Raw genomic sequence first — 23,147 nt, 5'->3', positions numbered from 1 at the left:
TACCTCCCGTGGCCATGTACGAGGGGGGTCAGTGTCAGGGGCACGATTGAGTCCGCGAGGTCACCCCAGCGGGCGTGTTGGAAGGAAACCGTGTGACTGCTCGGATTTCGGTCCGGGGATTCGCCGTGGCGTCCGCCACCGCGGTCACCACCGTCGGCGCTGTCGTCGGGGTTGCTGCGGGCAGCGAACAGGGCCAGGCGTCCGACGCCGAGGCCACAGCCGCTGAGGCGACGCTCCTAGAGGACATACCGGCGGGCTCGCAGGCCCAGGTACAAACGGCCTCCCTCACCCAGCAGGCGGACACCGCTTCGTCGGCTGCCGAAGCGGAGGCCAGGAAGTCCGCAGCGGAAGCCGCACGCAAGAAGGCCGCCAAGGACGCAGCCGCCAAGAAGGCGAAGGCCGAGAAAGAGGCCGCCGCCAAGGAGGCCGCGAAGAAGGCCAAGGAGCGCGAGAAGATCCAGACGGCCTCCAGCCGCTCGGACTCCCGCGCCGACGCCGGAGACTTCACGCAGAAGGGCTCCTACTCGACGGCCGAGGTCCAGTCGATGGCCAAGCAGATCGTCGGCGGCGGCCAGTACCAGTGCTTCTCGGAGATCGTGAAGCGCGAGTCCGGCTGGAACTACCGGGCCACCAACGCGTCTTCGGGCGCCTACGGTCTCGTCCAGGCACTCCCCGGCTCCAAGATGGCCTCGGCCGGTGCCGACTGGCGGACCAACCCGGCCACCCAGATCAAGTGGGGCCTCAACTACATGAACGACCGGTACGGCAGCCCCTGCGGTGCCTGGGACTTCTGGCAGGCCAACAACTGGTACTGAGCCCACCCGGTTCTGTACGGCAGTTCGAGTTTCCCGACGCCCCCCGAGGCGGCCCGAGAGGGTCACCACGGGGGGCGTCGCACGTCGTGCCGCGTGCCAGGTGCAGCAGCCAGAGGCAGGGGGTGCGGAGCGTCCGAGGTGTGAGGGCGCTCCGGAGGGGGCCGCCGGGCGACGCGTCCGGGCCGGAAGCAACCATGGGCGCGGGTAACGTCGTCCCACACACGGCGAAGCCCATGGCCAAGGGGGGCGGAGGAAGTGGAATGACGAGCAGTATGGACAAGCTCAGGTCGGCCATCGGCCGCTGGGCCGCGAAGGCCGCCGAGCGGCGGGCCGCAGCGGAAGGCGACAGCGGTACGAGAGTCGGCGGGACCGACCCGATCGACCGCCGCCTCTCCCCGGCCGAGGCGGGCCGCGCGCAGGCCCACGCCGAGGCGGGCGGAGGCGGGGAGGGGCCGCGCGAGCGCGAGTACGTTCCGCCGCCGCCCAAGTACGCCCCCGCCATATCGGCCAAACCGGAACCGGCCGCCGCCGTGCCCTGGGGGGTGCGCGTCGCCGCCGAGGCCGGCTGGCGGCTGCTCGTGCTCGCCGGCGTCATCTGGGTGCTGATGAAGATCGTCAGCACCATCAGCCTGGTGATCATCGCGTTCTCCGCCGGGCTGCTGATCACCGCGCTCCTCCAGCCCACCGTCGGGCGGCTGCGCCGCATAGGGCTGGGCCGGGGTCTCGCCACCGCCATCACCTTCATCGGCGGCTTCGTGATCATGGGGCTGGTCGGCTGGTTCGTGGTGTGGCAGGTCATGGAGAACCTCGACACCCTCACCGACAAGGTCCAAGACGGTATCCAGGAGCTGAAGAGCTGGGCGCTGAACGGCCCGTTCCATGTCTCAGAGGACCAGATCAACGGCATCGCCACGAACCTCAGCGACTGGATCGGGGACAACAGCAAGGAGCTGACCTCCGCCGGTATCGAGGGCGTCACCGTCATCGTGGAGTTCCTCTCCGGGGCGCTGCTGACGATGTTCGTGACGCTCTTCCTGCTCTACGACGGCAAGCAGATCTGGAACTGGACGCTGAAGTTCGTGCCCGCCGCGGCGCGGGAGGGTGTCGCGGGAGCCGGCCCCCGGGCCTGGGCGACGCTCACCGGGTATGTGCGCGGCACGGTGATAGTGGCGCTGATCGACGCGGTCTTCATCGGCGTCGGGCTCTACTTCCTCAAGGTCCCGATGGCCGTGCCGCTGGCGGTCTTCATCTTCCTGTTCGCCTTCATCCCGATCGTCGGCGCGGTGATCTCCGGAGCGCTGGCCGTGGTGGTCGCGCTCGTCACCGATGGCGTGTTCACCGCTCTGCTGGCGCTGGCGGTCGTGCTGGCCGTCCAGCAGATCGAGAGCCACATCCTCCAGCCGTTCATCCTCGGACGGCTGGTGCGGGTGCACCCGCTGGCCGTGGTGCTGGGCGTGACCGGCGGCAGCCTGATCGCGGGCATCCCGGGCGCGGTCGTCTCGGTGCCGCTGGTCGCGGTGACGAACACCGTCGTCGGCTATCTGAAGGGATACGCGCAGGAACAGGCCATCCGCCAGGTGCGCGAGACGGCACCGCCCGAGTCCGTGACGGATACGGGGGCGGGGCCCGGCGCGGACGCCGGAACCGGCGCGGGCACCGGCACCGAGCCGCGCGAGGGGGGCAACGGCAAGCGGTGACCGTACGCGGGGCGCCGCGGCGCCCGTACGGAAGCAGGCACCTGTATGGGACCAGGGGCCGGTACGGGACCAGGGCCGGTACAAGGCTCAGTACGGGGCTTCGCGCTGGTCCATGGAGTGCTGGAGGCGGGCCGTGTCGGCTCCCGTCCACCCGTCGGGCGGTGCCACGGCGGCCCAGCCCTCCACCGAGCCGTTGCCGTAGCGGTGCCCGTGCGGGGCGCCCACCGAGTAGGAGACCGCCATATCGACGGTGGTCTGCCAGAAGGTCACCAGCGGGAACCAGTTGACCGCGTCCGTGATGTCGGGGCCCAGCGGCTTGCGCAGCCAGCGGGGCGGGTTGAACGCCAGGTCCGGGGACCACCACACGATGGCGTCCGAGGCGTTTTGCAGATACGCCACCCGCGGTCTCTTCCACTCGGCGACCGGGCCGGGCCGCCGCAGGTCCTTCTGGGGCCACTGCGCGAAGCGGAAGTTGCGCCCCTCCTTGTAGACCGGGCGCCACACGGGGCTGCCGGGATCGCGGCGCCGGGTCAGCTCCTGGCGGATGGGCGAGAAGTTCGGCGGGCCCGCCAGCAGCGCGCCGTCCACCTTGGCCAGCAGATCGTCCGGCCCCTTGAACGCCGCCTCGATCCCGTAGGCGCCCAGGCTCTCGCCGAAGACGACCAGCCTGGGCCGCTTGTCGGGCCGCTGCTCCAGCCAGCGGGCGCGCACCGCCTTGACCAGCGCCCGGTTGGCGCGGCCCGCCTGCTCCTTGTCGACGAGGAAGGAGGCCCAGCTGGGCAGGTAGGAATACTGCACCGCGACGATCGCCGTATCTCCGCCGTACATGTACTCCAGCGGCTCGGCGTCCGTGGAGTTGACCCAGCCGCGCCCCGTGGTGCCCGCGATGGCCAGCACCTCGCGGTCGAAGGCGCCGGTGCGCTCCAGCTCGCGAACGGCCAGGCGGGCACGCGAGGCGAAGCCGGGCGCCGACTCCTGGCCCACATAGGCCCGGATGGGCTGGATGGCCCGCTCGCCGGTGACCTGCGATATCCGGCGCGCGGAAAGCGAGGAGCCGGTGAAGTTGCGGCCCTCGTAGCCCAGATCGTCCCAGGCGATGAGCGAGTGCGGGCTGCCGGAGACATAGCGGGAGCCGGACTGGACGATGCCGTCCCTGGTGCCCTTGTCGGTGTTCTCCGCGATGCGGGCCGCGACATCGATGATCCCCCGGTCGAAGACCACATCCCGCGTGCCGAAAACCACCACCGTCGCGCTGACCAGCACCCCCACGGCGATGGCCAGCGGGCGCGGTACGAACCGGCCCAGCAGCCGGATCAGCTCGCGGGTGGCCAGCCGTATCACTCGCGCGAGCGCCACCAGCAGGCCGCAGAGCACGAGGGCCAGCAGCGCGATCATCGCCGAGTGCCACGTCAGGGTCTCCGGCAGCTCCTGGAGCCGGCGCAGTGTGCGCTGGGCATCCGCGCTCCACGACAGCGCCGCGATGGTGAGCCCGGTGCTGAGCGCGTAGTAGGCCAGCCAGGCCCGGGCCCGTCGGCGCGGGTCGGGGCGCCAGGGTATGTACCGGCGGCACAGCGGCCCGAGCGCGAGCCGCAGCAGCCACTCCAGCAGGGCGCCCGTCGCGTAGCCCAGCGCCGCCGTGATCCCGCCGATCACGCCCTGGAGGAGCCACGGCCGCGGGACCAGCGAGGGGGTCAGCGACAGCCAGAAGAACAGCGTCGCGCAGCACATCGCCGTCAGCCCCGGCCAGCGGCGCACGACCCAGGAGGAGTCGGGCGGATTCCAGTACGGCCGCCGGGCCAGAGCCCTGGCCCACCGCCCGGTGCGCCGCAGCGGCGCGAGCCGGTCGTCCGCTGGCTGTCCCATTACTCGCTTTCCTGCTCACTCGCCCGGGTTCCTGCTCACTCACCCGGGAAATCGCCGTCCAGTATCGGTCTTCCGGATTTGCTGACGCAGGCGGGGTCGGCGGGGTTGCCCGGCGGGGGCGGGCCCTCTCGGCGGGGGCGCCGGGGCAGTGCGGGTGCGCACCCCGGGGGCGCGGGAGGTCAGGGGGCGTCCTCGGCGGCGTGGTACAGCTGCGAGAGGGTCTGCCCCTGGAAGGTGAATCCGGTGTCGCCGCGCGCCCGCACCTCGACGTTCAGGTCGTGGACGAACCGCCAGGGCGGCGGCTCGGCCCCCGTCGTGTAGCGCGCGACCGCCGCCGGGTCCAGGTTCCGCTCTTGCGCGAAGAGCGTGGGCGTCAGCTCCAGCAACTGGAAGGCGGTGCGCGGCGCGTCGCCGAGCAGCATGGTGGCCGCGTTCACGGGCAGGGGGTGCGCGTGGGGCGCGGGGCGCTGGGTGCGCCGCCGCCTCCTGAGACGCAGTCTGGTCCGGGTCCAGGCGCCGTCGAGGCTTCCGGGGGCCACGCCGCAGGCGGCGGCGAAGGCGGAGACCTGGCGCCAGGTGGGGAACCTTCCGCTGGTCAGCAACTCCTCGACGGTGGTCTGGGTGCGGCCCATGGGGCGTGCCAGCTCGGGCAGGGCCGGTGCGCCGCCGTCCTGCCAGGCGGCCCGCAGCACGTCCGCGAACCACCGCTGCGCGGCGGCCGGTTCGGGCGCGGGGCCGTCCGTCGTGGCGGCCCCGGGCGATCCGGTCCTCGGCACGGCGCATCTCCCCGGTGCGACGTGCTTCCTGGAGGCGGCTGCGGCGCAGAGCTTCCAGGGCGCGGGCCGTGCGGACGTACGCCGTGTGCCGCTCCGCCTGGGCCCGGAGCCAGGACGGGGACGGCAGCGGAAGGCGGATCCCGCCCGGGTCCGGGGCGCCGGGGTGGTACTGACCGCCGGTGGGTCCGCCGCCTCCCACCGCTCGTCGTAGTGCGAGCGCGGCTCCGCCCACAGCCGGGCGACCTCGCGCCTGCGCAGGACGTCCGGGGGCAGCGCGGTGTAGGCGCGGTTGCGGACGGGCGCGAAATGCTGGGCGGTGTCGGCGGCCGAACGGCGGGGCTCGGGCAGGCCCTTGCGGTGCGCGGCGCGGCGGACGTGGTCGTAGAGGGTGTCCAGGGCCAGCAGCTCGGGCCCGCCCGGCAGGCACTCTTCGAGCAGGTTGAGGAACTCCCCGGTGAAGGCCGTGCAGCGCTCCCCGGCGAATGCCTTGGCCTCGGCATTCGCCCCGGCCGAGGCCAGCACGTACGCACCCTGGATGCCCGCCTCGTCCGCGAGGTCCGCCGGGCCCGTCGTCACCGCCGCCTGTCCGCTGAAGCAGCAGTCCAGCACCACGACCTTGCGCAGCGCCCCGCGCGCGTCCAGCAGGAGGCCGCGCAGGTCGCGGTAGCGGATGGAGCCGTAGAGCCGGGAGGGGTGGGAATTGGGCAGCGAGAGGCACAGTTTGTCCGCGCGTTCGGAGGCGCGGGGGTCGATCAGTCCGTGGCCCGCGTAAGAGATCAGCAGCGTGTCCCGCGCCTCTTCGGCCGCCGTACGCACGGCGTCCAGCACCTCATCGGGGTGGGCCGGCTGTTCGAGCACCGTGCAGTGCTCGGCCGGGAGCCCCACAAGGCGGGGTCGGTCAGCGTCGCGCGCAGCCGGTGCAGATTGTTGGCGACGGCGGGCAGCGGGTCGAGGCGCGCGAAGGTGTGGGTGCCGATGAGGACGGCGCGGGAGGCGGCGGGGTCGGCCGGAGGCATGGCCGTCACCCGGTGGCGGTGTGAGCGCGCCGAGCAGACGCCGGACGCTCTCCGCATCGTGGTCCTGGCCGGCCGGGAGCGTGACGGTCACGCCGTTCGCCTCGATGCGTACGCCCGGCGGCTCGGCGTGGGTGCGCCGCCAGGTGGCCACGGCCAGGGCGAGGTTGGCCAGCGCCGTGGCGTGGGTGAGCACGACACCGACCGCCTCCCACGCGCCCCCCATGGATTCCGGGCCGGGGGCGGCGCACAGGGTGAGGGCCGCATCGCGGGGCAGCCCGTCGTCGTCCAGGAGCCGTTGGTGGAGCGAGAGGAGCTGGTCGGCATCGATATCGGTATCGCCGCTGGTGTCGGTGTCGGTGTCGGCGTCCAGGGGGGAGGCCGGGAGGGGCGTGCGGCCGGTGGGAGGAGCGGGGGTGCCGGTCCGCGGCGGGGCGTCCGGGCCCAGGGGTGTGCCGCCGGTGCTGCGGATACGGATGTCCATACGCCGTTCTCCCCTGTCGCGTACGTGTGTTCACCACAGTCCTGACGGCGGGTGCGCGGGCGGCGCTCCCGGTCCGGGGCCGTGTCACCCGGGCGGGTGAAACCGGGAGCGGATTCCGCGTGTGGCGCGGGCGTGGGCCGGATCCAAGGGTTGCCGACACCGTGTCGGCGAGTTTTGCTGAGTGGGCGAATCCGGATCACGCAGCCCATCCCCGTTCACGGGAGGACGCTCCATGTCCGACTACACCACCAACAACGCCGGCATCCCGGTGGAGAGTGACGAGCACTCGCTCACCGTCGGAGCCGACGGCCCGATCCTGCTCCAGGACCACTACGTCATCGAGAAGATGGCGCAGTTCAACCGGGAGCGGGTCCCGGAGCGCGTGGTCCACGCCAAGGGCAGCGGCGCCTACGGCGTGTTCGAGGTGACCAACGACGTCAGCCAGTTCACCTGCGCCGACCTCTTCCAGCCGGGGAAGCGTACGGAGATGCTGGCCCGCTTCTCCACCGTCGCGGGGGAGCAGGGCAGCCCCGACACCTGGCGCGACCCGCGCGGTTTCGCGCTGAAGTTCTACACCCGGCACGGCAACTACGACCTGGTCGGGAACAACACCCCGGTCTTCTTCGTGCGCGACACCATCAAGTTCCAGGACTTCATCCGCAGCCAGAAGCGGCAGATCGGCAGCGGGCTGCGCGACCACGACATGCAGTGGGACTTCTGGACGCTCTCGCCCGAATCGGCCCACCAGGTCACCTGGCTGATGGGCGACCGCGGCATCCCCAGCTCCTACCGCCACATGAACGGCTACGGCTCGCACACCTACATGTGGGTCAACGCGGCCGGCGAGAAGTTCTGGATCAAGTACCACTTCCACACCGACCAGGGCATCGGCTTCCTCACCCAGCAGGACGCCGACCGCCTCGCCGGGGAGGACGCGGACTACCACCGCCGCGACCTGTGGCAGGCCATCGAGCGCGGCGAGCACCCGACCTGGACACTCAAGGTGCAGGTCATGCCGTTCGACGACGCCCCGGACTACCGCTTCAACCCGTTCGACCTGACCAAGGTGTGGCCGCACGGCGACTACCCCGAGATCGAGGTCGGCCGGATGACGCTCAACAAGAATCCGGACGATTTCTTCGTCCACATCGAGCAGGCCGCCTTCGAGCCGTCCAACCTGGTGCCCGGTATCGCGCCCTCGCCCGACAAGATGCTGCTGGGCCGGCTCTTCTCGTACCCGGACACGCACCGCTACCGCATCGGGCCCAACTACGCGCAACTGCCGCCCAACCGGCCGCAAGCGCCCGTGCACTCGTACGCCAAGGACGGCCCGATGCGCTACGTGTCGCCGAACGTGGCCCGCCCGTACGCGCCCAACTCCTACGGCGGCCCCGCCGCCGACCCCACCAGGGCGCCGGTCACCGGCTGGACGGTGGAGGACAGCGAGATGGTGCGGCACGCCTACACCCTGCGCCGGGAGGACGACGACTTCGGACAGCCCGGCACGATGGTGCGCCAGGTGCTGGACGACGCGGCGCGCGATCGCCTGGTCGGCAACATCTCGGGGCACCTTCTGGACGGGGTGAGCGGGCCCGTGCTGGAGCGGGCCGTGCAGTACTGGCGCAATGTTGACAAGGCGCTGGGGGACCGGGTCGCCGCGAGCGTGGCCCCCGACTGAGCGGGGGCCACGTGCTTGTGACCGGGTGACCCGCACCTCGTGATGTGGCGGCTCGGGGTGGGTGGTGTGGGTGCGCTCCCCGGGTGCGGGTGCTTTGTGGCTGGGCGCGCCCGCGCGGCGGAGCCGCAGAGCGGTACGTCCCGCGCCCCTTCGGGGAGCGCCCGCGTCCGCGCGGCGGAGCCGTAAATCGGCGCAGCCCCGCGCCCCTTTCGGGCGCCCCTTTCGGGCGCCCCCGCCCCTTTAGAGGGTCTCTTCTCGCCGTGTATACGCACGGTGTATACCCGTGATGTACAGTGCGGGGCATGTCTATCAGCCATACGTTGCTGGGCCTTCTGGAGACCGGGCCGCGGCACGGGTACGACCTCAAGCGGACCTTTGACGAGCGGTTCGGGCACGACCGGCCGCTGCACTACGGGCAGGTCTATTCGACGATGTCCCGGCTGCTGAAGCACGGGCTCGTGGAGGTGGACGGGGTCGAGGCCGGGGGCGGGCCCGAGCGCAAGCGGTACGCGATCACGGACGCCGGGATCACGGATGTGGCCCAGTGGCTGGCCACCCCGGAGAAACCCGAGCCGTATCTGCAGAGCACGCTCTACACCAAGCTCGTACTCGCCCTGCTGACGGACCGGGACGGCGGGGCGCTGCTGGACACCCAGCGCTCGGAGCACCTGCGGCTGATGCGGGAGCTGACCCGTCGCAAGACCGAAGGCGACCTCGCGGACCAGCTCATCTGCGATCACGCTCTGTTCCATCTGGAAGCCGATCTGCGGTGGCTGGAGACGGCCGCCGCCCGGCTCGACAAGCTCGCTCAGGAGGTGCGGTCATGACCGCTGCCCAGTCCCCGTCCGGCCCGCCCGTCGGCGCTCTCCTGCGGGCCGAGGGCCTGCGCAAGACGTACGGGGCGACCCCCGCGCTGGACGGCGCCGACTTCGCCATCCGCTCCGGTGAGGTCGTCGCCGTGATGGGCCCCTCCGGTTCCGGCAAGTCCACGCTGCTGCACTGCCTTGCCGGGATCGTCCCGCCCGATCAGGGACGGGTCTTCTACCAGGGCCAGGAGATCTCCGGCCTGTCCGACGCCGAGCGCAGCGCCCTGCGCCGCGGGGACTTCGGCTTCGTCTTCCAGTTCGGGCAGCTGGTGCCCGAGCTGACCTGCCTGGAGAACGCGGCGCTGCCGCTGCGCCTCGCCGGCTCCGGCCGTAAGGAGGCCGAGGCCCGCGCCCGGGACTGGCTGGCCCGGCTGGAGGTGGACGAGGTCCGCCATCACCGGCCCGGCCAGGTCTCCGGTGGCCAGGGCCAGCGGGTCGCCATCGCCCGCGCGCTGGCGGCCACCCCCCGCGTCGTCTTCGCCGACGAGCCGACCGGCGCGCTCGACTCGCTCAACGGCGAGCGCGTCATGGAGCTGCTGACCCGGGCGGCGCGGGAGACCGGCGCCGCGGTGGTGCTGGTCACCCACGAGGCGCGGGTGGCCGCCTACTCCGACCGCGAGGTCGTCGTCCGCGACGGCCGCGCCCGGGACATGAGCGTGCTGGCGGGCGCCGTATGACACTACTGGGCGAGACCCGGCGGAGCCGGGTGTGGGCCCGCGATCTGGGCATGGGGGCCCGGTTCGCGTTCAGCGGGCAGCAGGGCTGGATCCGCACGGTACTGACCGCCGTGGGGGTCGCGCTCGGGGTGGCGATGCTGCTGCTGGCCGCCTCGATGCCGCAGGTGATGAGCAGCCAGGAGACCCGCGGTGACGCCCGCCAGATCAACGGGATCAGCGGATCGACGCTGGGGAACGTCGATCCGGACGCCAAGACGGAGCGCACCGACCGGACGCTCCTGTCGGCGGACGCCACCACCGCGTACCACGGTAAGGACCTCTTCGGGAGGACGCTCCAGGCCGAGGGGGACCATCCGGTGACCCCGCCGGGGATCGACCGGATTCCGAAGCCGGGCGAGATGTGGGTCTCGCCGGCCCTGAAGAAGCTGCTGGACTCCGACGAGGGGGCCGGTCTGCGCGAGCGGCTGGACTTCCGTACCGTCGGCGTCATCGCGGAGGAGGGGCTGATCGGCCCCGGGGAACTCGCCTTCTACGCGGGCACCGACTCGCTGAAGCCGGGCAGGGGCGTCCAGCGGGTGGAGCACTTCGGCGGGGTCCAGCAGAAGTCCCCCGCGGATCCGGTGCTGATCCTGCTCGGGACGGTGGCCTGCGCGGTGCTGCTGATGCCGGTGGCCGTCTTCATCGGCACGGCCGCGCGGTTCGGCGGCGAACGCCGCGACCGGCGGCTGGCCGCACTGCGGCTCGTCGGCTCGGACACCGCCATGACCCGCAGGATCGCGGCGGGTGAGTCGCTGGCCGGGGCACTGTCCGGGCTGCTGCTGGGCGGCGTGCTGTTCGCGGTCAGCCGCCGGCTGATCGGGCATATCACGCTGTTCCACCTCAGCGTCTTCCCCTCGGATGTGCGGCCGGGCCTGCTGCTGGGCGCGCTGGTCGTGCTCGGGGTGCCGGTCGTGGCGGTGGCCGTCTCGGTGTTCGCACTGCGTGGCGTCACGATCGAGCCGCTGGGCGTGCTGCGGGAGAGCACGTCCCGCGCGCGCCGGTTGTGGTGGCGGCTGCTCATTCCCCTCCTGGGCCTGGGGCTGTTGCTGCCGCTGGCCGGTGAACTGGCCGGCGCCGGCGGCTCGGTGAACGAGGCCCAGGTCTCGGCGGGTGTGGTGCTGCTGCTGAGCGGGATCGCGCTGCTGCTGCCCTGGCTGGTGGAGCGGGTGGTGATTCGGCTCAACGGCGGCCCGGTCTCCTGGCAGTTGGCGATCCGCCGGCTCCAGTTGAGCACCGGGACGGCGACCCGCGCCGTCAGCGGCATCACCATCGCGGTGGCCGGGGCGATCGCCCTCCAGCTCCTGTTCTCCGCTGTCCAGGAGCAGTCCACACAGATGGCGGAGCAGAATCGCGCCGACGGGCGCGAGGTGAACGTCACCGACATCACGGCCGAGGGTGCTGCCCAGGCGGACCGGATGACGCGCGCGCTCAAGAGCACCGAGGGCGTCGCCTCGGCGGCCGGATACCTGTCGGCCGATCAGGAGATCAAGGGGAAGGACGGCAGCTACGCCACCGTGATCATCGGCAGTTGCGCCAGGTTGCGCGACATCGCCGCGATCGGCTCCTGTCGTGAGGGCCAGGTATTCCGCGCGGAGCCGGGCAAGCGGTCGGATGCCGGGGATGCCGGGGATGTCGCGGACGAGGCGACGGCCCCGCCGCCCGGCGGCAGCACGCTGCGGATCGCCGGGCCCGGCGGCAAGGGCGAGGCCGACTGGCGCCTGCCGTCCCAGGCGCCCACCGTCAAGAGCGAGCTGTCGGCTTCGGGCGTGCCCGTCTCAGGGATCCTGGCGACACCCTCGGCACTGTCCCCGGACCGGGTGGAAGGCTCCTACAACGGCTGGGTCCAGCTGGCGAAGGACGACCCGGACGCGCTGGAGAACGTGCGGACGACCGTCTTCCGGCAGAACCCCACCGCGTCCGCCGCGACGTTCGGCAGGGCCGAGGTCTCCGCCGGGTTCGTGCAGCTCAGTCGGGGCATCTTCGCCGCTGCCACCGGGGTGCTGGCGCTCATCGCGGCCAGCATGGTCATCTCCCAGATAGAGCAACTTCGCGAGCGCCGACGGCAGTTGGCGGTCCTGGTGGCCTTCGGTACGCGGCGCCGCACGCTGGGCGCCTCGGTGCTGTGGCAGTCGGCGATACCGGTGGTGCTGGGCCTCGTGCTGGCCTCGGTCAGCGGGCTGGGGCTGGGCTGGGCGCTGCTGCGGACGATCGGCAGCCCGGGCATGGACTGGACGGTCGTCCTGCCGATGAGCGGGCTCGGCGCCGGGCTGATCGCGCTGGTGACGCTGCTGAGCATGCCGGTGCTGTGGCGGCTGATGCGCCCGGACGGCCTGCGGACCGAGTGACCCGACCCGTGCGGGGCGCCTTGACCGGGTGCCCCGCAGATCCGGGTGCTTGACCGGGTCCGCAGAGCCGGGTCCTTGACCGGGCGCGCCGCAGACCCGGGCCGCCTCCCGCTCCCCCATGGCGGGAGGCGGCCCGTTCGCGGTTCCGGCCGGGCCCCGGTCGTACCCCGGGCTGGCCGGCGCCGCGCTTTCCCGCTAAAGTGCTATCACATTGATAGGGAGTGACGGCGGACCGCCGCACGGACCGCACACAAGGACGGGGGAAGCGATCATGAGCCGCAACGACTCCAGCTCACGCCACACACGGGACTCACGGGACTCACGGGACCCGCAGGACACGCGGGCCGCCCAGGGCGCCGGGGCCGCACCGGGCCGGGGGACCACCGCGCCGGCCGACCCGCCGCGGATGCCCGTACCCGAGGTGCGGGAGGTCACCGCGCACAGCATCCCCGGCGGCCTCGCGCTGCTGCTGGGCCTGATCGGTTTCCTGGCCGGCGTCGGCGCCGTCATCGGCGGCGGTTCGCTCGCCTCGGACGGCAGCGCGGCGGGCGGCGCCGTACTGATCGTGCTGGGCGTCATCCTGCTGATCGGCTCGGTGTTCGGCATGGCGGGGCTCAACATGGTCGCGCCGGGCGAGGCCCGCGTCGTCCAGCTCTTCGGCCGCTACACCGGCACGATCCGCACCGACGGACTGCGCTGGGTCAACCCGCTCACCAGCCGCACCAAGATCTCCACCCGGGTGCGCAACCACGAGACCGCCGTCCTCAAGGTCAACGACGCCTACGGCAACCCCATCGAGCTGGCGGCGGTCGTCGTCTGGCAGGTCGAGGACACCGCGCAGGCCACCTTCTCGGTGGACGACTACATCGAGTTCGTCTCCACCCAGACCGAGGCCGCCGTACGCCACATCGCGATCGAGTACCCGTACGACGCCCACGAGGAGACCGGCCTCTCGCTGCGCGGCAACGCCGAGGAGATCACCGAGAAGCTGGCCGCCGAGCTGACCGCACGGGTGCAGGCCGCGGGCGTCACCATCGTCGAGTCCCGCTTCACGCACCTCGCCTACGCGCCCGAGATCGCCTCCGCGATGCTCCAGCGGCAGCAGGCGGGCGCGGTGGTCGCGGCGCGCAAGCAGATCGTGGAGGGCGCGTGCGGCATGGTCGAGGACGCGCTGGCCCGGATCACCGAGCAGGATTTCGTGGAACTGGACGAGGAGCGCAAGGCCAGCATGGTCAGCAACCTGCTGGTCGTCCTGTGCGGCGACCGCTCGCCCCAGCCCGTGATGAACACGGGGTCGCTCTACCAGTGATCGGCGAGCTGCGAGCGCCGATCAGCGAGCAGTGACCGGCAGGTGACAGGCGGAACGGGCGGCCGATGCCGGAGGGCGGCGCCGCAGGAGCGGAGAGCTGTGACCGACGAGGGTGAGGGAGAGGGCGGGGGCCGGGCGCCGGGCGATGGCCATGACACGGCGCACCAGGAACCGGGTGGCCGGGACCCGGGCGACCAGGGTCCGAGCGGTCAGGGCCGGGGGGCCGCCGGGGCCGCGCCCGGGGCTGACGACGCCGCTGCCGAGGCGGACGAGGCCGCGGCGGCGCCCGGCGCGAAGCGGCGGCAGCGCAAGCAGGTGCTGCTGCGGCTCGACCCGGCGATGCACGACGCGCTCGCGCGCTGGGCCGCCGACGAACTGCGCTCCACCAACGCGCAGATCGACTACCTGCTGCGCCAGGCGCTCAAGGATGCCGGGCGCCTCCCCAGGGAGACCCGCCCCCACCCCCGCAGAGGCCGCCCGCCCCGCGAGGAGTGACCGGGGCGCGCGGGTGAGCGGACGAACGGGGGGCAGGTCGTCAGGGCAGGACGGGGCGTACCGGCAGCTCGCGCATCGCGGAGCGCAGCGCGTCCGCGAAGGCGCGGAACTCCTCCTCGCGGGCCGCGCCCTCCCGCATCGCCAGCGCGATGCGCCGCGAGGGGGCCGGAGCGGTGAAGTCGGCCGTGCGCAGCGCCTCGTTGTGCCCGGCCTCCACGCGCACGGCGGTACGCGGCAGCAGCGTCACGCCCATGCCTCCCGCCACCAGCTGCACCAGCGTCGAGAGGCCCGCCGCGCTCGTCGTCACGGTGGCGCCCTCCGTGCGTCCGGCCTCGCGGCAGATGTCGAGTGCCTGGTCGCGCAGGCAGTGGCCCTCATCCAGCAGCAGGAGGTCCAGCTCGCGCAGCGAGGAGCGCGGCAGGTCCCGGCGCCCGGCGCAGGGGTGGTCATGCGGTGCGACCAGGACGAAGTCCTCGTCGAAGAGCGGCACTTCACTCACCCAGGGCGCCCCCAGCGGCACGGCGCACAGCAGCAGATCCAGGCGGCCCTGTCCCAGCCCCTCCAGCAGCGAGGCCGTCTGCTCCTCGTGGACCTGGAGATCCAGGTCCGGGTAGCGCTCGTGGACGAGCCCGAGCACGGTCGGCAGCAGGTACGGCGCGACGGTCGGGATCACCCCCAGCCGCAGCACACCCGTGAACGGCGCCTGCGCGGCCTCGGCCTCCTCCAGCAGCTCACCGACCGCCCGCAGTACGGCGCGTGCCCGCGCGGCCATGCGCTCCCCGGCGGGCGAGAGCAGCACTTTGCGCGTGGTCCGCTCCAGCAGCCGCACCCCCAGCGTCTCCTCCAGCGCGGCCACGGCTCCGGAGAGGGCGGGCTGACTCATGCCGATGCTGCCGGCCGCCTCCCGGAAGTGCAGATGCTCGGCGACGGCGGCGAAGGCGCGGAGCTGGGAGAGGGTGGGCTGGCGGACACGGGGGGCGAGGGGGGCCTGGACGGCGGGAGCCTGGACTGCGGGGGCCTGGGCGGCCTGGGCTGGGACCGGCACTGATAAGTCACTCCAATCAACGCCCTTCACCGTAACTGGTTCGGCGATCAATCGTCCGCACGGCTCAGGCCGGCCCAGGGATGGGGGAGGGTCCATAAAAGCGTCACCCCCTGAAGTGGTGACGCTTTTGCGCGTACCCCCAGCGACGTGGCCGGCGGCCCCGGAGATCACGCCTCCGGCGACGGCGCCAGTACGGCACCCCCCGGAGGGCACGTCCACTCGCGACCGCCGCCCACCGGCCGGAGCAGCAGCTCGCCGCCGTCGCGGTCGACGACGAAGCCCGGCGTGTTCGTCCGGCGGTCCACCATCAGCGCGCCAACGCGGTAGCCAACTCAGGGTTCGGCGCCGTGAGTTGGCGCCCTCCCGCGCAGATCACCTCCGGGCGCCACCACGGGCTGCCGCTCATCGATGTCCGTCCTCCCACCGCCGGGGCACTTCATCGCTCTGTGTAGCCAGATCAACACGACTGGCAGGTACTCTGTGGCGGCTTGAACGTCATCGTGCGAGCGGGCTACGACGCGTGCCCCCATGATCAGAGATGTAAGGGCTGGTCAGGTATGGCAAGGAGTCGGAAGCGGGCTCACGACTCGAACCCCCTGGTGCCTCACTCGTCCGGCGCGGACGTGAAGCGCGTACGGCTCGCCGGAAAGCTGACGCAGAAGCGACTCGGCATTGCCACCGGGTACTCGGAGGGCTACGTCAGCAAGGTCGAATCAGGCACCGTGATGCCCTCGATGACGTTCGCCGAGGGGCAGGGCATCGGCCGTGTGATCGACTCATCGGACCGGGTGGAAGCCGCCCGGAATCTGTTTGACCGGCTACGCGCAGACGCGCTGTCCCCGGCCTCGGCGACCGGGGTCGTCCCCGTCCGTGACAGCAAGGACACCGGCCGGACACCGATGCGCTTGTCCGCCCCCGCATGGTCGGCGTTCGTCGATGACCTGAAGCGTGCGGAGCACTGAGGCGGCTGTCCGGGCGTCCCCTACGAGCCCCCGCGCGACCCTCGCGGGGTTGGGCAGGGGCTCCGTCGTTTCCGCAGGACAGCGACCGGTTCGCGCGCACCGCGGCCCGCGCTCTGATCGTGCCGGCCTTGCCCCGGTTGATAGGTCCCCCCGATCAAACGACTCGCCAGCGGCTATTTCCGTGATCAATGCCGAGTGTGATTAGGTGGTGACGACCAATCTCCAGGAATGCGCGCAATCCGGGCATCCTGGCCGCAAGTGCAAGGAGTGTGTACGTGCTCACCGTCGGTGACAAGTTCCCCGAGTTCGATCTGACTGCCTGCGTCTCCCTGGAGAAGGGCAAGGAGTTCGAGCAGATCGACCACAAGACCTACGAGGGCAAGTGGAAGGTCGTCTTCGCCTGGCCCAAGGACTTCACTTTCGTCTGCCCGACCGAGATCGCCGCGTTCGGCAAGCTGAACGAGGAGTTCGCCGACCGTGACGCGCAGATCCTCGGCTTCTCCGGCGACTCCGAGTTCGTGCACCACGCCTGGCGCAAGGACCACCCGGACCTGACCGACCTGCCCTTCCCGATGATGGCCGACTCCAAGCACGAGCTGATGCGCGAGCTGGGTATCGAGGGCGAGGACGGCTTCGCGCAGCGTGCCGTCTTCATCGTGGACCAGAACAACGAGATCCAGTTCACGATGGTGACCGCCGGTTCCGTCGGCCGGAACCCCAAGGAGGTCCTCCGGGTCCTCGACGCGCTCCAGACCGACGAGCTGTGCCCCTGCAACTGGACCCAGGGCGAGGAGACCCTCGACCCGGTCGCGCTGCTGGCCGGTGAGTGACCAGCATGGCTCTCGATGATCTGAAGCAGGCCCTTCCGGACTACGCGAAGGACCTCAAGCTCAACCTCGGCTCCGTCATAGGCAACTCCGAGCTGCCCAAGCAGCAGCTGTGGGGCACCGTGCTGGCCTGCGCCATCGCGTCCCGCTCCGGTATCGCGCTGCGCGCGCTGGAGCCGGAGGCCAAGGAGAACCTGAGCGACGAGGCGTACACCGCGGCGAAGTCGGCCGCCGCCGTCATGGCGATGAACAACGTCTTCTACCGCACCCGGCACCTGCTGTCGGACCCCGAGTACGGCACGCTCCGGGCCGGGCTGCGGATGAACGTCATCGGCAACCCCGGTGTCGAGAAGACCGACTTCGAGCTGTGGTCGCTCGCCGTCTCCGCGATCAACGGCTGCGGGCAGTGCCTCGACTCGCACGAGCAGGTGCTGCGCAAGGCCGGTGTGGACCGCGAGACGATCCAGGAGGCGTTCAAGATCGCCGCCGTCGTCCAGGCCGTCGGCACCACCCTTGAGGCCGAGGCGCAGCTCCAGCCCTGATCAAGCTCGGGCAGTAACCGGCCCGCACCCGGCAACGATGCGTCAACCCCCACCGGGGGCGGCGCCGCGCTGGGTGCGGGCCGGTTTCGTGCGTTACGGCAACGCCAGCTCGAACCAGACCACCTTGCCCGTCGAAAGACGGGTCGCGCCCCAGCGGCGGGCCAGCCGGTTGACGAGGTAGAGGCCCCGGCCGCCCTCGTCCGTCGCGCGCGCCTGCCGCAGCCGCGGCAGCTGCGGCACATCGTCACCGACCTCGCAGCGCAGCGTGTCGGTGCGCAACAGCCGCAGTGTGATGGGGCGTTCCGCGTACCGCACGGCGTTGGTGACGACCTCGCTGACCAGCAGCTCGACCGGCTCGGTCAGCTCCTCCAAGCCCCAGCGGGCGAGCGCGCGCCGCGCCAGGCGGCGGGCCTGCCCGGCGGTCTGCGCGCGGGGATCCAGGAACCAGTACGCCACATCGCTCGGCGCGATCCCGTCGAACCGCGCGGCCAGCAGCGCGATGTCGTCGTCCCGGTCGCCGGGGCCGAGGATGTCCAGGACCTCGTCGCACAGCGGCTCCAGCGGCGCCGCGGCACCCGGCCGGGTCAGCCGGGCCGTCGCCGCCAGCTTCTCGCGCAGGTGCTCGATGCCGGTCCACACGTCGCGCTGGCGCGACTCGACCAGCCCGTCGGTGTACAGGAGCAGCGTCGCACCGGCCGGCGCGTCCAGCTCGACGGCCTCGAAATCGACCCCGCCGACGCCGATCGGGGCGCCCGCCGGTATCCGCAGGACCTCGGCGCGCCCGCTGCGATGGAGCATGACGGGCGGCGGGTGGCCCGCGTTGGCGACGACGATGCGGTGGGCGACCGGGTCGTAGACGGCGTACAGGCAGGTGGCCATGCGGTCGCTGCCGAGCCGCTGGGCCTGCTCGTCCAGATGGTGCAGTACCTCCTGGGGCGGCAGGTCGAGACCGGCCAGCGTCTGGGCCGTCGTCCGCAGCTGTCCCATGATCGCGGCGGAGGTCATGGAGTGGCCCATCACATCGCCGACGACCAGCGCGACCCGGCTGCCGGGCAGCGGGATGGCGTCGTACCAGTCGCCGCCCACCCGCGCGGTCTCGGCGGCCGGCAGATAGCGGCTGGCCAGCTGGACGCCGGTCGGCTGCGGCAGCTCGTCGGGGAGCATGGTGCGCTGCAACTCGTCGGCGATGTACGCCTCGCGCCCGTACAGCACCGCCTTGTCCACGCCGAGGGCGGTGTGGGTGGCCAGCTGCGCGGCGATCAGCAAGTCGTCCGGTTCGAAGGCCGGACGGTCGGGGCGGCGCAGGAAGACCGCGGCACCGATCACCCGGCGGCGCCCGCGCAGCGGCGCGAGGATCGCGCGGTGACCGGTGGGCACATCCCGTCCGGGGCCGAGGAGTTCGGGCAGCGCGGCACTGGCCGAGGGAGAGTCGGCGAACACCGGGCGTACGCCGCGCAGCACTTCGGCGAGCGGGCCGCCGGGGCGTACCTCGGCCAGCTCGGCGGCGGTGGAGCCCGTACCGCGCCCGCCCGTGGCCGGGTCGCCGCCGGACCTGCCGGTCGGCCCGGGCCGCCCTACCAGCGGCAGCGCGGGCACACCGCCGAGCGGGCCGCCCGGTTCGGGGAGGCTGGGGTGCTGGGCGGTCTGCGCGGCCTGCAACGCCTGGGCGGCCAGCGGGTCGTCGGGGATGCGGTCGCTGCGCCGCAGCCGGAGCACCATGGGGCCGGTGGGCCGCTCGTCGCCGACCGGCAGCGGGTCGCGCAGATAGACGAGGATCGCGTCGGAGTAGGCGGGCACGCTGGCGCGGCACAGACCGAGCACCGTCTCGTCCAGGTCGATACCGCGCGCCACGCGGCGCGTTGCCGCGCCCACGAAGCGCAGCCGGTCGCCGCCCCGGCGCTCCCGCTCGGAGCGCTCGCTGCTGTCGGCTGGCGCCGCCGGAGCGGGCACGGGCACGGGGGCGGGGACCGCCGGGGAGGGGCCGGGGGCGACGGGGGTGGCGCCGGAGGACGGGGCGCCCGGGGGCGGGGCGCCGTGCGGCCTCTCGTGCGGGTGCGGCTCTTCGTGCGGGTGCGGCTCTTCGTGCGGGTGTGCGCCGGGCGACTCGCCCTCCGGCGCGGTGTTCCGCGCGGCCGGAGCGGAGTCGTTGCCCGGAGCGGAGTCGTCGCCCGGAGCGTGCCCCCGTCCGCCGCTGCCCGGACGGGCGCGTTCCGGTTCTGATGCGTCCGTGCTGTTCACTCCGCCGACACCGCCTGTCCCGGGAGCCTCGGTGCCCGCTGCCCCCGAAGCGCTACTTGCACCACCACCTGCACCACTCGCCCCGGCCGGGGCCCCAACCGGCCCCGGTGGTCCGGGCGTCGGCTCGCCGGGCGCCGGCCTGGGCCGGGCCGCCGCCTCGGCGGCGTGCTCCGGCGGACGGGGAGCGGGGGTCGCCTCACGGCCCCGCGAGGCCGGCATGCCGCCCCCGGGGCCGCCGCGGGCGCTCCCCGCGGATGCGGACTGCGCCGGCTCGGTGGTGCTGCTCGCCGCAGTTTTTTCGTGCTCCGTCACGCGTTCGGTTTCCATCCATCCGGGGCTGCGCGTCGGCGCGCGCCCTGCGCTAGGTGCTCGTGGTCAGAGGGCGTCGTCGGCACTGCAGGAAGAGCTGGATCTCGGGGGGTACGTCCGTGCTGGCAGGAGCGTACGCGTACGCGTCCTCTCCGACGACTTCGAACCCCGCGTCGTGGACCACGCGTCGCAAATCGTCCCGCAGATAGCCGGATACCCGGATCGTGTTGCCCAAGAACGGAATGGAGAAATCGTTCACATCCGCTTCCACCATCCCCAGAACCAGCGGGCCCTCCTCCCGGATGAGTGAGTGCAGCACCCGCAGGGCGCACGGGATTTCCGCGCGCGGCAGCATCAGCAAGGAGAAGAAGGCCACGACGCCGTCGAAGAGGCCCAGTCCGGCCCCTTCGAGGTGGGCGATGTCCAGTCGGTGGCACTCGGCCCCCGGGACGTTCTCGCGGTACAGCTTCAGCATGGTGGGGGACAGGTCGGTGCCGACGACCCGGTGCCCGTCCATCGCCAACTGGCGCGCGGTCGGCAACCCTGTACCGCAGCCGACATCGAGCACCCGGGCCCCGGCGGGCAGTTGGCCGCTGAACCAGACAGCAGCCGCGACCTGGCCCTCCTTGTGCGGAAACGCCTCGTCGTAGCGGTCCCCGATGGCGTCGAACGCCTCGGACTGGCCGGACCTGTCGATGGCCGAGCGGTCGAACCCGGCATAGGCCCCGAGTGGTCCGGGTGTGCCGCCCCCCCCGTGTCCGGCAGAGCTGCTCACGGCTGGCTCCTTCCTGGCTGCCTGTCAAGTCCCCGGGGTGTGCGGGGAGTTGTGCGGCAGTGTGTTTACGGACGTTGATCCTACGTTTGCAGTATGGGGGCGTATCAAGGGGCACCGGGAGGCCGGTGCGGGCACGTGTTGAACGGTGGCCTGTCCCAGTCGTCCGGCAGTTCGGGCACCGGCCACGCCGGATCGGGCCGCCAGCGCTCCCAGCCGTCCGCGAACGGCGGGCCCCACGCGCGGATCGCCGCCACGGCGCGCGCACCGGCCTCGCGGACCCGCCCGGCCTGGTCCTCGTCCATCAGGCCGGCGCGCTGGGCCTCGGCGAACTCGTCCTCGTCGCGCCACGCCCAGCGCCGGTCCGGATACACCTCGATGTCGAGGAAGTGATCCTCCGAGTCCACTCCGCCGGGCCAGCGCAGGAGCGGCTCCTCCAAGTTCACGTAGAAGTTCTTGAACCGCCAGCCCCGGCCCCAGAACAGCCACACCGACCACGGCATCCCGGGCCGCGCCAGCTTGAGCACCCCCATACCCGTCCACCGGCCGAGCGCGTGTCGGCGCGGCTTGGTGTAGCGGGTGGCCAGCGGCTCGCTGTGGACGGGAGTGCCGTCGGCCAGCTCCGGTTTGACGCAGACCGTGCCCGGCGCCATCCAGACCGCCAGCAGCTCGGGGGTGTCGCGCACCACGGTGACGGGGCGGCAAATGTGGGGGTGAGCGGCGCCGTTGGCGCGGTAGCGCCACAGGATGTGCGCTCCCGTGGGCCAGTGCGCCGGGGGCGCGGTGGGTTCCGCTGTCATGAGCGGATCTTAGGCGCAGGCGCCGCCGCCGGGCCGTGAGCTGCGCCGCGGTCCCCCGAAGGACGGACCGGGGCGGGGGCGCGCGGCGCGGCGGCGGCGCCCTGCCGGGCGCGCCTCAGGGGTGGGTCATCCGCAGGACGTCCAGCGCCTCGTCCAGCTGCGGGAGCGTCAGTTCGCCCCGCTCGACGTAGCCGCTCTCCAGTACGGCCTCCCTGATGGTGAGGCGTTCGGCCATGGCCTTCTTGGCGACGGCCGCCGCGTTCTCGTAGCCGATGTACTTGTTGAGCGGGGTGACGACGGAGGGGGAGGACTCGGCGAACTCCCGGGCGCGCTCCGCGTTCGCGGTGATGCCGTCCACGGTGCGCTCGGCCAGCAGCCGGGAGGCGTTGGCCAGCAGCCGCACCGACTCCAGGACGTTCTTGGCGATCACCGGCAGCATCACGTTCAGCTCGAAGTTGCCCGCGGCGCCCGCCGCGGCCACCGTCGCGTCGTTGCCCGTGACCTGCGCCGCCACCATCAAGACCGCCTCCGGGATCACGGGGTTGACCTTGCCCGGCATGATCGAGGAGCCCGGCTGGAGATCGGGCAGGGCGATCTCGGCCAGTCCGGTGCGCGGCCCGGACGCCATCCAGCGCAGGTCGTTGGAGATCTTGGTAAGGCTCACCGCGACGGTCCTGAGCTGGCCCGAGGTCTCCACCAGCCCGTCGCGTGCGCCCTGCGCCTCGAAGTGGTCGCGCGCCTCGGTCAGCGGGAGCCCGGTGGCGCGGGCCACCTCCGCGATGACGTCGGCCGAGAAACCTGGCGGGGTGTTGATGCCCGTGCCCACGGCGGTACCGCCCAGCGGGAGTTCGGAGAGCCGGGGCAGCGAGGCACGCAGCCGCTCCACCCCGTGCCGGACCTGCGCCGCGTAGCCGCCGAACTCCTGGCCGAGCGTCACCGGGGTCGCGTCCATCAGGTGCGTGCGCCCCGACTTGACCACGCCCGCGAACTCCGCCGCCTTGGACTCCAGTGATCCGGCCAGCCGCTGGAGGGCGGGGATCAGATCGGCGGTGACGGCGGCCGTGGCAGCGATGTGGATCGAGGAGGGGAAGACGTCGTTGGACGACTGGCTGGCGTTGACATGGTCGTTGGGGTGCACCTCGATGCCGTCCGCGCTCAGGCGTTCGCTCGCCAGCGTCGCCACGACCTCGTTCATGTTCATGTTCGAGGACGTGCCCGAGCCGGTCTGGAAGACATCGACGGGAAAGTGCTCGTCCCAGTCCCCGCGCGCCACCTCCTCGGCCGCCTCGCGCACGGCCTCGGCCCGCGCGCCGTCCAGCACCCCCAGACGCCCGTTGACAACGGCCGCCGCCGCCTTGATCCGGGCCAGCGCCTCGATGTGCGCGCGCTCCAGCCGCTGGCCGCTGATGGGGAAGTTCTCCACGGCGCGCTGGGTCTGCGCCCGCCACTTCGCGTGCGCGGGCACCCGCACCTCGCCCATCGAGTCGTGCTCGGTCCGGTACGCGCCGCTTTCGGGGTTCCCGTTGTGGCCGCCCTGTGCGTTGTTACCGCTGTGGCTGCTGTTGTCGCTGTTGCCGGTCATGGATGTGCACCTC

The 23,147-nt window shown here is 72.3% G+C and carries 18 protein-coding genes; 11 read left to right on the top strand and 7 right to left on the bottom strand.

Features of this window, described 5'->3' with window-relative positions; translation table 11 throughout:
• Positions 1 to 92: 92 nt before the first annotated feature.
• Together ABD339_RS23975 and ABD339_RS23970 are read left to right on the top strand one after the other, a co-directional pair.
• Positions 93 to 815: an aggregation-promoting factor C-terminal-like domain-containing protein gene (locus tag ABD339_RS23975; RefSeq protein WP_344568537.1), complete on the top strand. Its 723-nt coding sequence runs from the start codon at positions 93 to 95 to the stop codon at positions 813 to 815.
• A 260-nt stretch (positions 816 to 1,075) separates the two neighbouring features.
• Positions 1,076 to 2,512 carry an AI-2E family transporter gene (locus ABD339_RS23970; protein ID WP_344568535.1) on the top strand — a complete coding sequence of 479 codons (1,437 nt, stop codon included), beginning with the start codon at positions 1,076 to 1,078 and terminating at the stop codon, positions 2,510 to 2,512.
• A gap of 87 nt (positions 2,513 to 2,599) precedes the next feature.
• On the opposite strand, the gene ABD339_RS23965 is transcribed toward ABD339_RS23970, so the two are convergent.
• Complete coding sequence (locus tag ABD339_RS23965; protein WP_344568533.1) at positions 2,600 to 4,375, bottom strand: alpha/beta hydrolase; 1,776 nt, start codon at positions 4,373 to 4,375, stop codon at positions 2,600 to 2,602.
• A 179-nt stretch (positions 4,376 to 4,554) separates the two neighbouring features.
• Positions 4,555 to 6,648, bottom strand: coding sequence for an effector-associated constant component EACC1 (locus ABD339_RS23960; protein WP_344568531.1), 2,094 nt, complete (start codon positions 6,646 to 6,648; stop codon positions 4,555 to 4,557).
• A gap of 232 nt (positions 6,649 to 6,880) precedes the next feature.
• Between ABD339_RS23960 and ABD339_RS23955 the strand changes: the two genes are divergently transcribed.
• From ABD339_RS23955 to ABD339_RS23930, 6 genes are all read left to right on the top strand, one after another.
• A complete protein-coding gene (locus ABD339_RS23955; RefSeq protein ID WP_344568529.1) occupies positions 6,881 to 8,326 on the top strand; it encodes a catalase in 1,446 nt (481 codons plus the stop codon).
• A 302-nt stretch (positions 8,327 to 8,628) separates the two neighbouring features.
• On the top strand, positions 8,629 to 9,153 hold the full coding sequence (locus tag ABD339_RS23950) for a PadR family transcriptional regulator (RefSeq protein ID WP_344568528.1): 525 nt from the start codon (positions 8,629 to 8,631) through the stop codon (positions 9,151 to 9,153).
• Positions 9,150 to 9,869, top strand: a complete 720-nt coding sequence (locus ABD339_RS23945; protein WP_344568527.1) for an ABC transporter ATP-binding protein — start codon at positions 9,150 to 9,152, stop codon at positions 9,867 to 9,869. The genes ABD339_RS23950 and ABD339_RS23945 overlap by 4 nt, the downstream gene beginning before the upstream one ends.
• Positions 9,866 to 12,253: an ABC transporter permease gene (locus ABD339_RS23940; RefSeq protein WP_344568526.1), complete on the top strand. Its 2,388-nt coding sequence runs from the start codon at positions 9,866 to 9,868 to the stop codon at positions 12,251 to 12,253. The genes ABD339_RS23945 and ABD339_RS23940 overlap by 4 nt, the downstream gene beginning before the upstream one ends.
• Before the next feature lie 406 nt (positions 12,254 to 12,659).
• On the top strand, positions 12,660 to 13,562 hold the full coding sequence (locus ABD339_RS23935; protein ID WP_344568680.1) for an SPFH domain-containing protein: 903 nt from the start codon (positions 12,660 to 12,662) through the stop codon (positions 13,560 to 13,562).
• Positions 13,563 to 13,877: 315 nt separating this feature from the next.
• Complete coding sequence (locus tag ABD339_RS23930; protein ID WP_344568678.1) at positions 13,878 to 14,057, top strand: type II toxin-antitoxin system antitoxin; 180 nt, start codon at positions 13,878 to 13,880, stop codon at positions 14,055 to 14,057.
• Positions 14,058 to 14,097: 40 nt separating this feature from the next.
• On the opposite strand, the gene ABD339_RS23925 is transcribed toward ABD339_RS23930, so the two are convergent.
• Complete coding sequence (locus ABD339_RS23925; RefSeq protein WP_344568525.1) at positions 14,098 to 15,102, bottom strand: hydrogen peroxide-inducible genes activator; 1,005 nt, start codon at positions 15,100 to 15,102, stop codon at positions 14,098 to 14,100.
• A gap of 599 nt (positions 15,103 to 15,701) precedes the next feature.
• On the opposite strand from ABD339_RS23925, the gene ABD339_RS23915 reads away from it, so the two are divergent.
• From ABD339_RS23915 to ABD339_RS23905, 3 genes are all read left to right on the top strand, one after another.
• Positions 15,702 to 16,064, top strand: coding sequence for a DUF397 domain-containing protein (locus tag ABD339_RS23915; protein WP_425576076.1), 363 nt, complete (start codon positions 15,702 to 15,704; stop codon positions 16,062 to 16,064).
• A 275-nt stretch (positions 16,065 to 16,339) separates the two neighbouring features.
• Complete coding sequence (locus ABD339_RS23910) at positions 16,340 to 16,894, top strand: peroxiredoxin (protein ID WP_344568524.1); 555 nt, start codon at positions 16,340 to 16,342, stop codon at positions 16,892 to 16,894.
• Between the two features lie 5 nt (positions 16,895 to 16,899).
• Positions 16,900 to 17,433 (top strand): alkyl hydroperoxide reductase, encoded by a 534-nt coding sequence (locus ABD339_RS23905; protein WP_344568523.1) that lies wholly within the window; start codon positions 16,900 to 16,902, stop codon positions 17,431 to 17,433.
• Between the two features lie 93 nt (positions 17,434 to 17,526).
• Here ABD339_RS23905 and ABD339_RS23900 read toward each other — a convergent pair whose 3' ends face one another.
• From ABD339_RS23900 to ABD339_RS23885, 4 genes are all read right to left on the bottom strand, one after another.
• Positions 17,527 to 19,890, bottom strand: a complete 2,364-nt coding sequence (locus tag ABD339_RS23900; protein ID WP_425576080.1) for a SpoIIE family protein phosphatase — start codon at positions 19,888 to 19,890, stop codon at positions 17,527 to 17,529.
• Between the two features lie 142 nt (positions 19,891 to 20,032).
• Positions 20,033 to 20,755: a class I SAM-dependent DNA methyltransferase gene (locus tag ABD339_RS23895; protein WP_344568521.1), complete on the bottom strand. Its 723-nt coding sequence runs from the start codon at positions 20,753 to 20,755 to the stop codon at positions 20,033 to 20,035.
• A gap of 104 nt (positions 20,756 to 20,859) precedes the next feature.
• On the bottom strand, positions 20,860 to 21,552 hold the full coding sequence (gene fomD / locus ABD339_RS23890; RefSeq protein WP_344568519.1) for a cytidylyl-2-hydroxypropylphosphonate hydrolase: 693 nt from the start codon (positions 21,550 to 21,552) through the stop codon (positions 20,860 to 20,862).
• Positions 21,553 to 21,667: 115 nt separating this feature from the next.
• Complete coding sequence (locus ABD339_RS23885; RefSeq protein ID WP_344568517.1) at positions 21,668 to 23,134, bottom strand: class II fumarate hydratase; 1,467 nt, start codon at positions 23,132 to 23,134, stop codon at positions 21,668 to 21,670.
• Positions 23,135 to 23,147 lie beyond the last annotated feature (13 nt).

The organism is Streptomyces axinellae, from assembly GCF_039532135.1.
GTDB lineage: Bacteria > Actinomycetota > Actinomycetes > Streptomycetales > Streptomycetaceae > Streptomyces > Streptomyces axinellae.
Note: the sequence above shows the minus strand (reverse complement) of the source record. Positions and strands in the feature narration are given on the sequence as shown.

What these genes read in the sequence shown, in the direction of transcription:
- ABD339_RS23970 (WP_344568535.1), top strand. Translation starts at nt 1,076, where the DNA reads ATGACGAGCAGTATGGACAAGCTCAGGTCGGCCATCGGCCGCTGGGCC.
- ABD339_RS23965 (WP_344568533.1), bottom strand. Translation starts at nt 4,375, where the DNA reads ATGGGACAGCCAGCGGACGACCGGCTCGCGCCGCTGCGGCGCACCGGG.
- fomD (WP_344568519.1), bottom strand. Translation starts at nt 21,552, where the DNA reads ATGACAGCGGAACCCACCGCGCCCCCGGCGCACTGGCCCACGGGAGCG.
- ABD339_RS23955 (WP_344568529.1), top strand. Translation starts at nt 6,881, where the DNA reads ATGTCCGACTACACCACCAACAACGCCGGCATCCCGGTGGAGAGTGAC.
- ABD339_RS23960 (WP_344568531.1), bottom strand. Translation starts at nt 6,648, where the DNA reads ATGGACATCCGTATCCGCAGCACCGGCGGCACACCCCTGGGCCCGGAC.
- ABD339_RS23900 (WP_425576080.1), bottom strand. Translation starts at nt 19,890, where the DNA reads ATGCCGGCCTCGCGGGGCCGTGAGGCGACCCCCGCTCCCCGTCCGCCG.
- ABD339_RS23940 (WP_344568526.1), top strand. Translation starts at nt 9,866, where the DNA reads ATGACACTACTGGGCGAGACCCGGCGGAGCCGGGTGTGGGCCCGCGAT.
- ABD339_RS23945 (WP_344568527.1), top strand. Translation starts at nt 9,150, where the DNA reads ATGACCGCTGCCCAGTCCCCGTCCGGCCCGCCCGTCGGCGCTCTCCTG.
- ABD339_RS23885 (WP_344568517.1), bottom strand. Translation starts at nt 23,134, where the DNA reads ATGACCGGCAACAGCGACAACAGCAGCCACAGCGGTAACAACGCACAG.
- ABD339_RS23935 (WP_344568680.1), top strand. Translation starts at nt 12,660, where the DNA reads ATGCCCGTACCCGAGGTGCGGGAGGTCACCGCGCACAGCATCCCCGGC.
- ABD339_RS23950 (WP_344568528.1), top strand. Translation starts at nt 8,629, where the DNA reads ATGTCTATCAGCCATACGTTGCTGGGCCTTCTGGAGACCGGGCCGCGG.
- ABD339_RS23905 (WP_344568523.1), top strand. Translation starts at nt 16,900, where the DNA reads ATGGCTCTCGATGATCTGAAGCAGGCCCTTCCGGACTACGCGAAGGAC.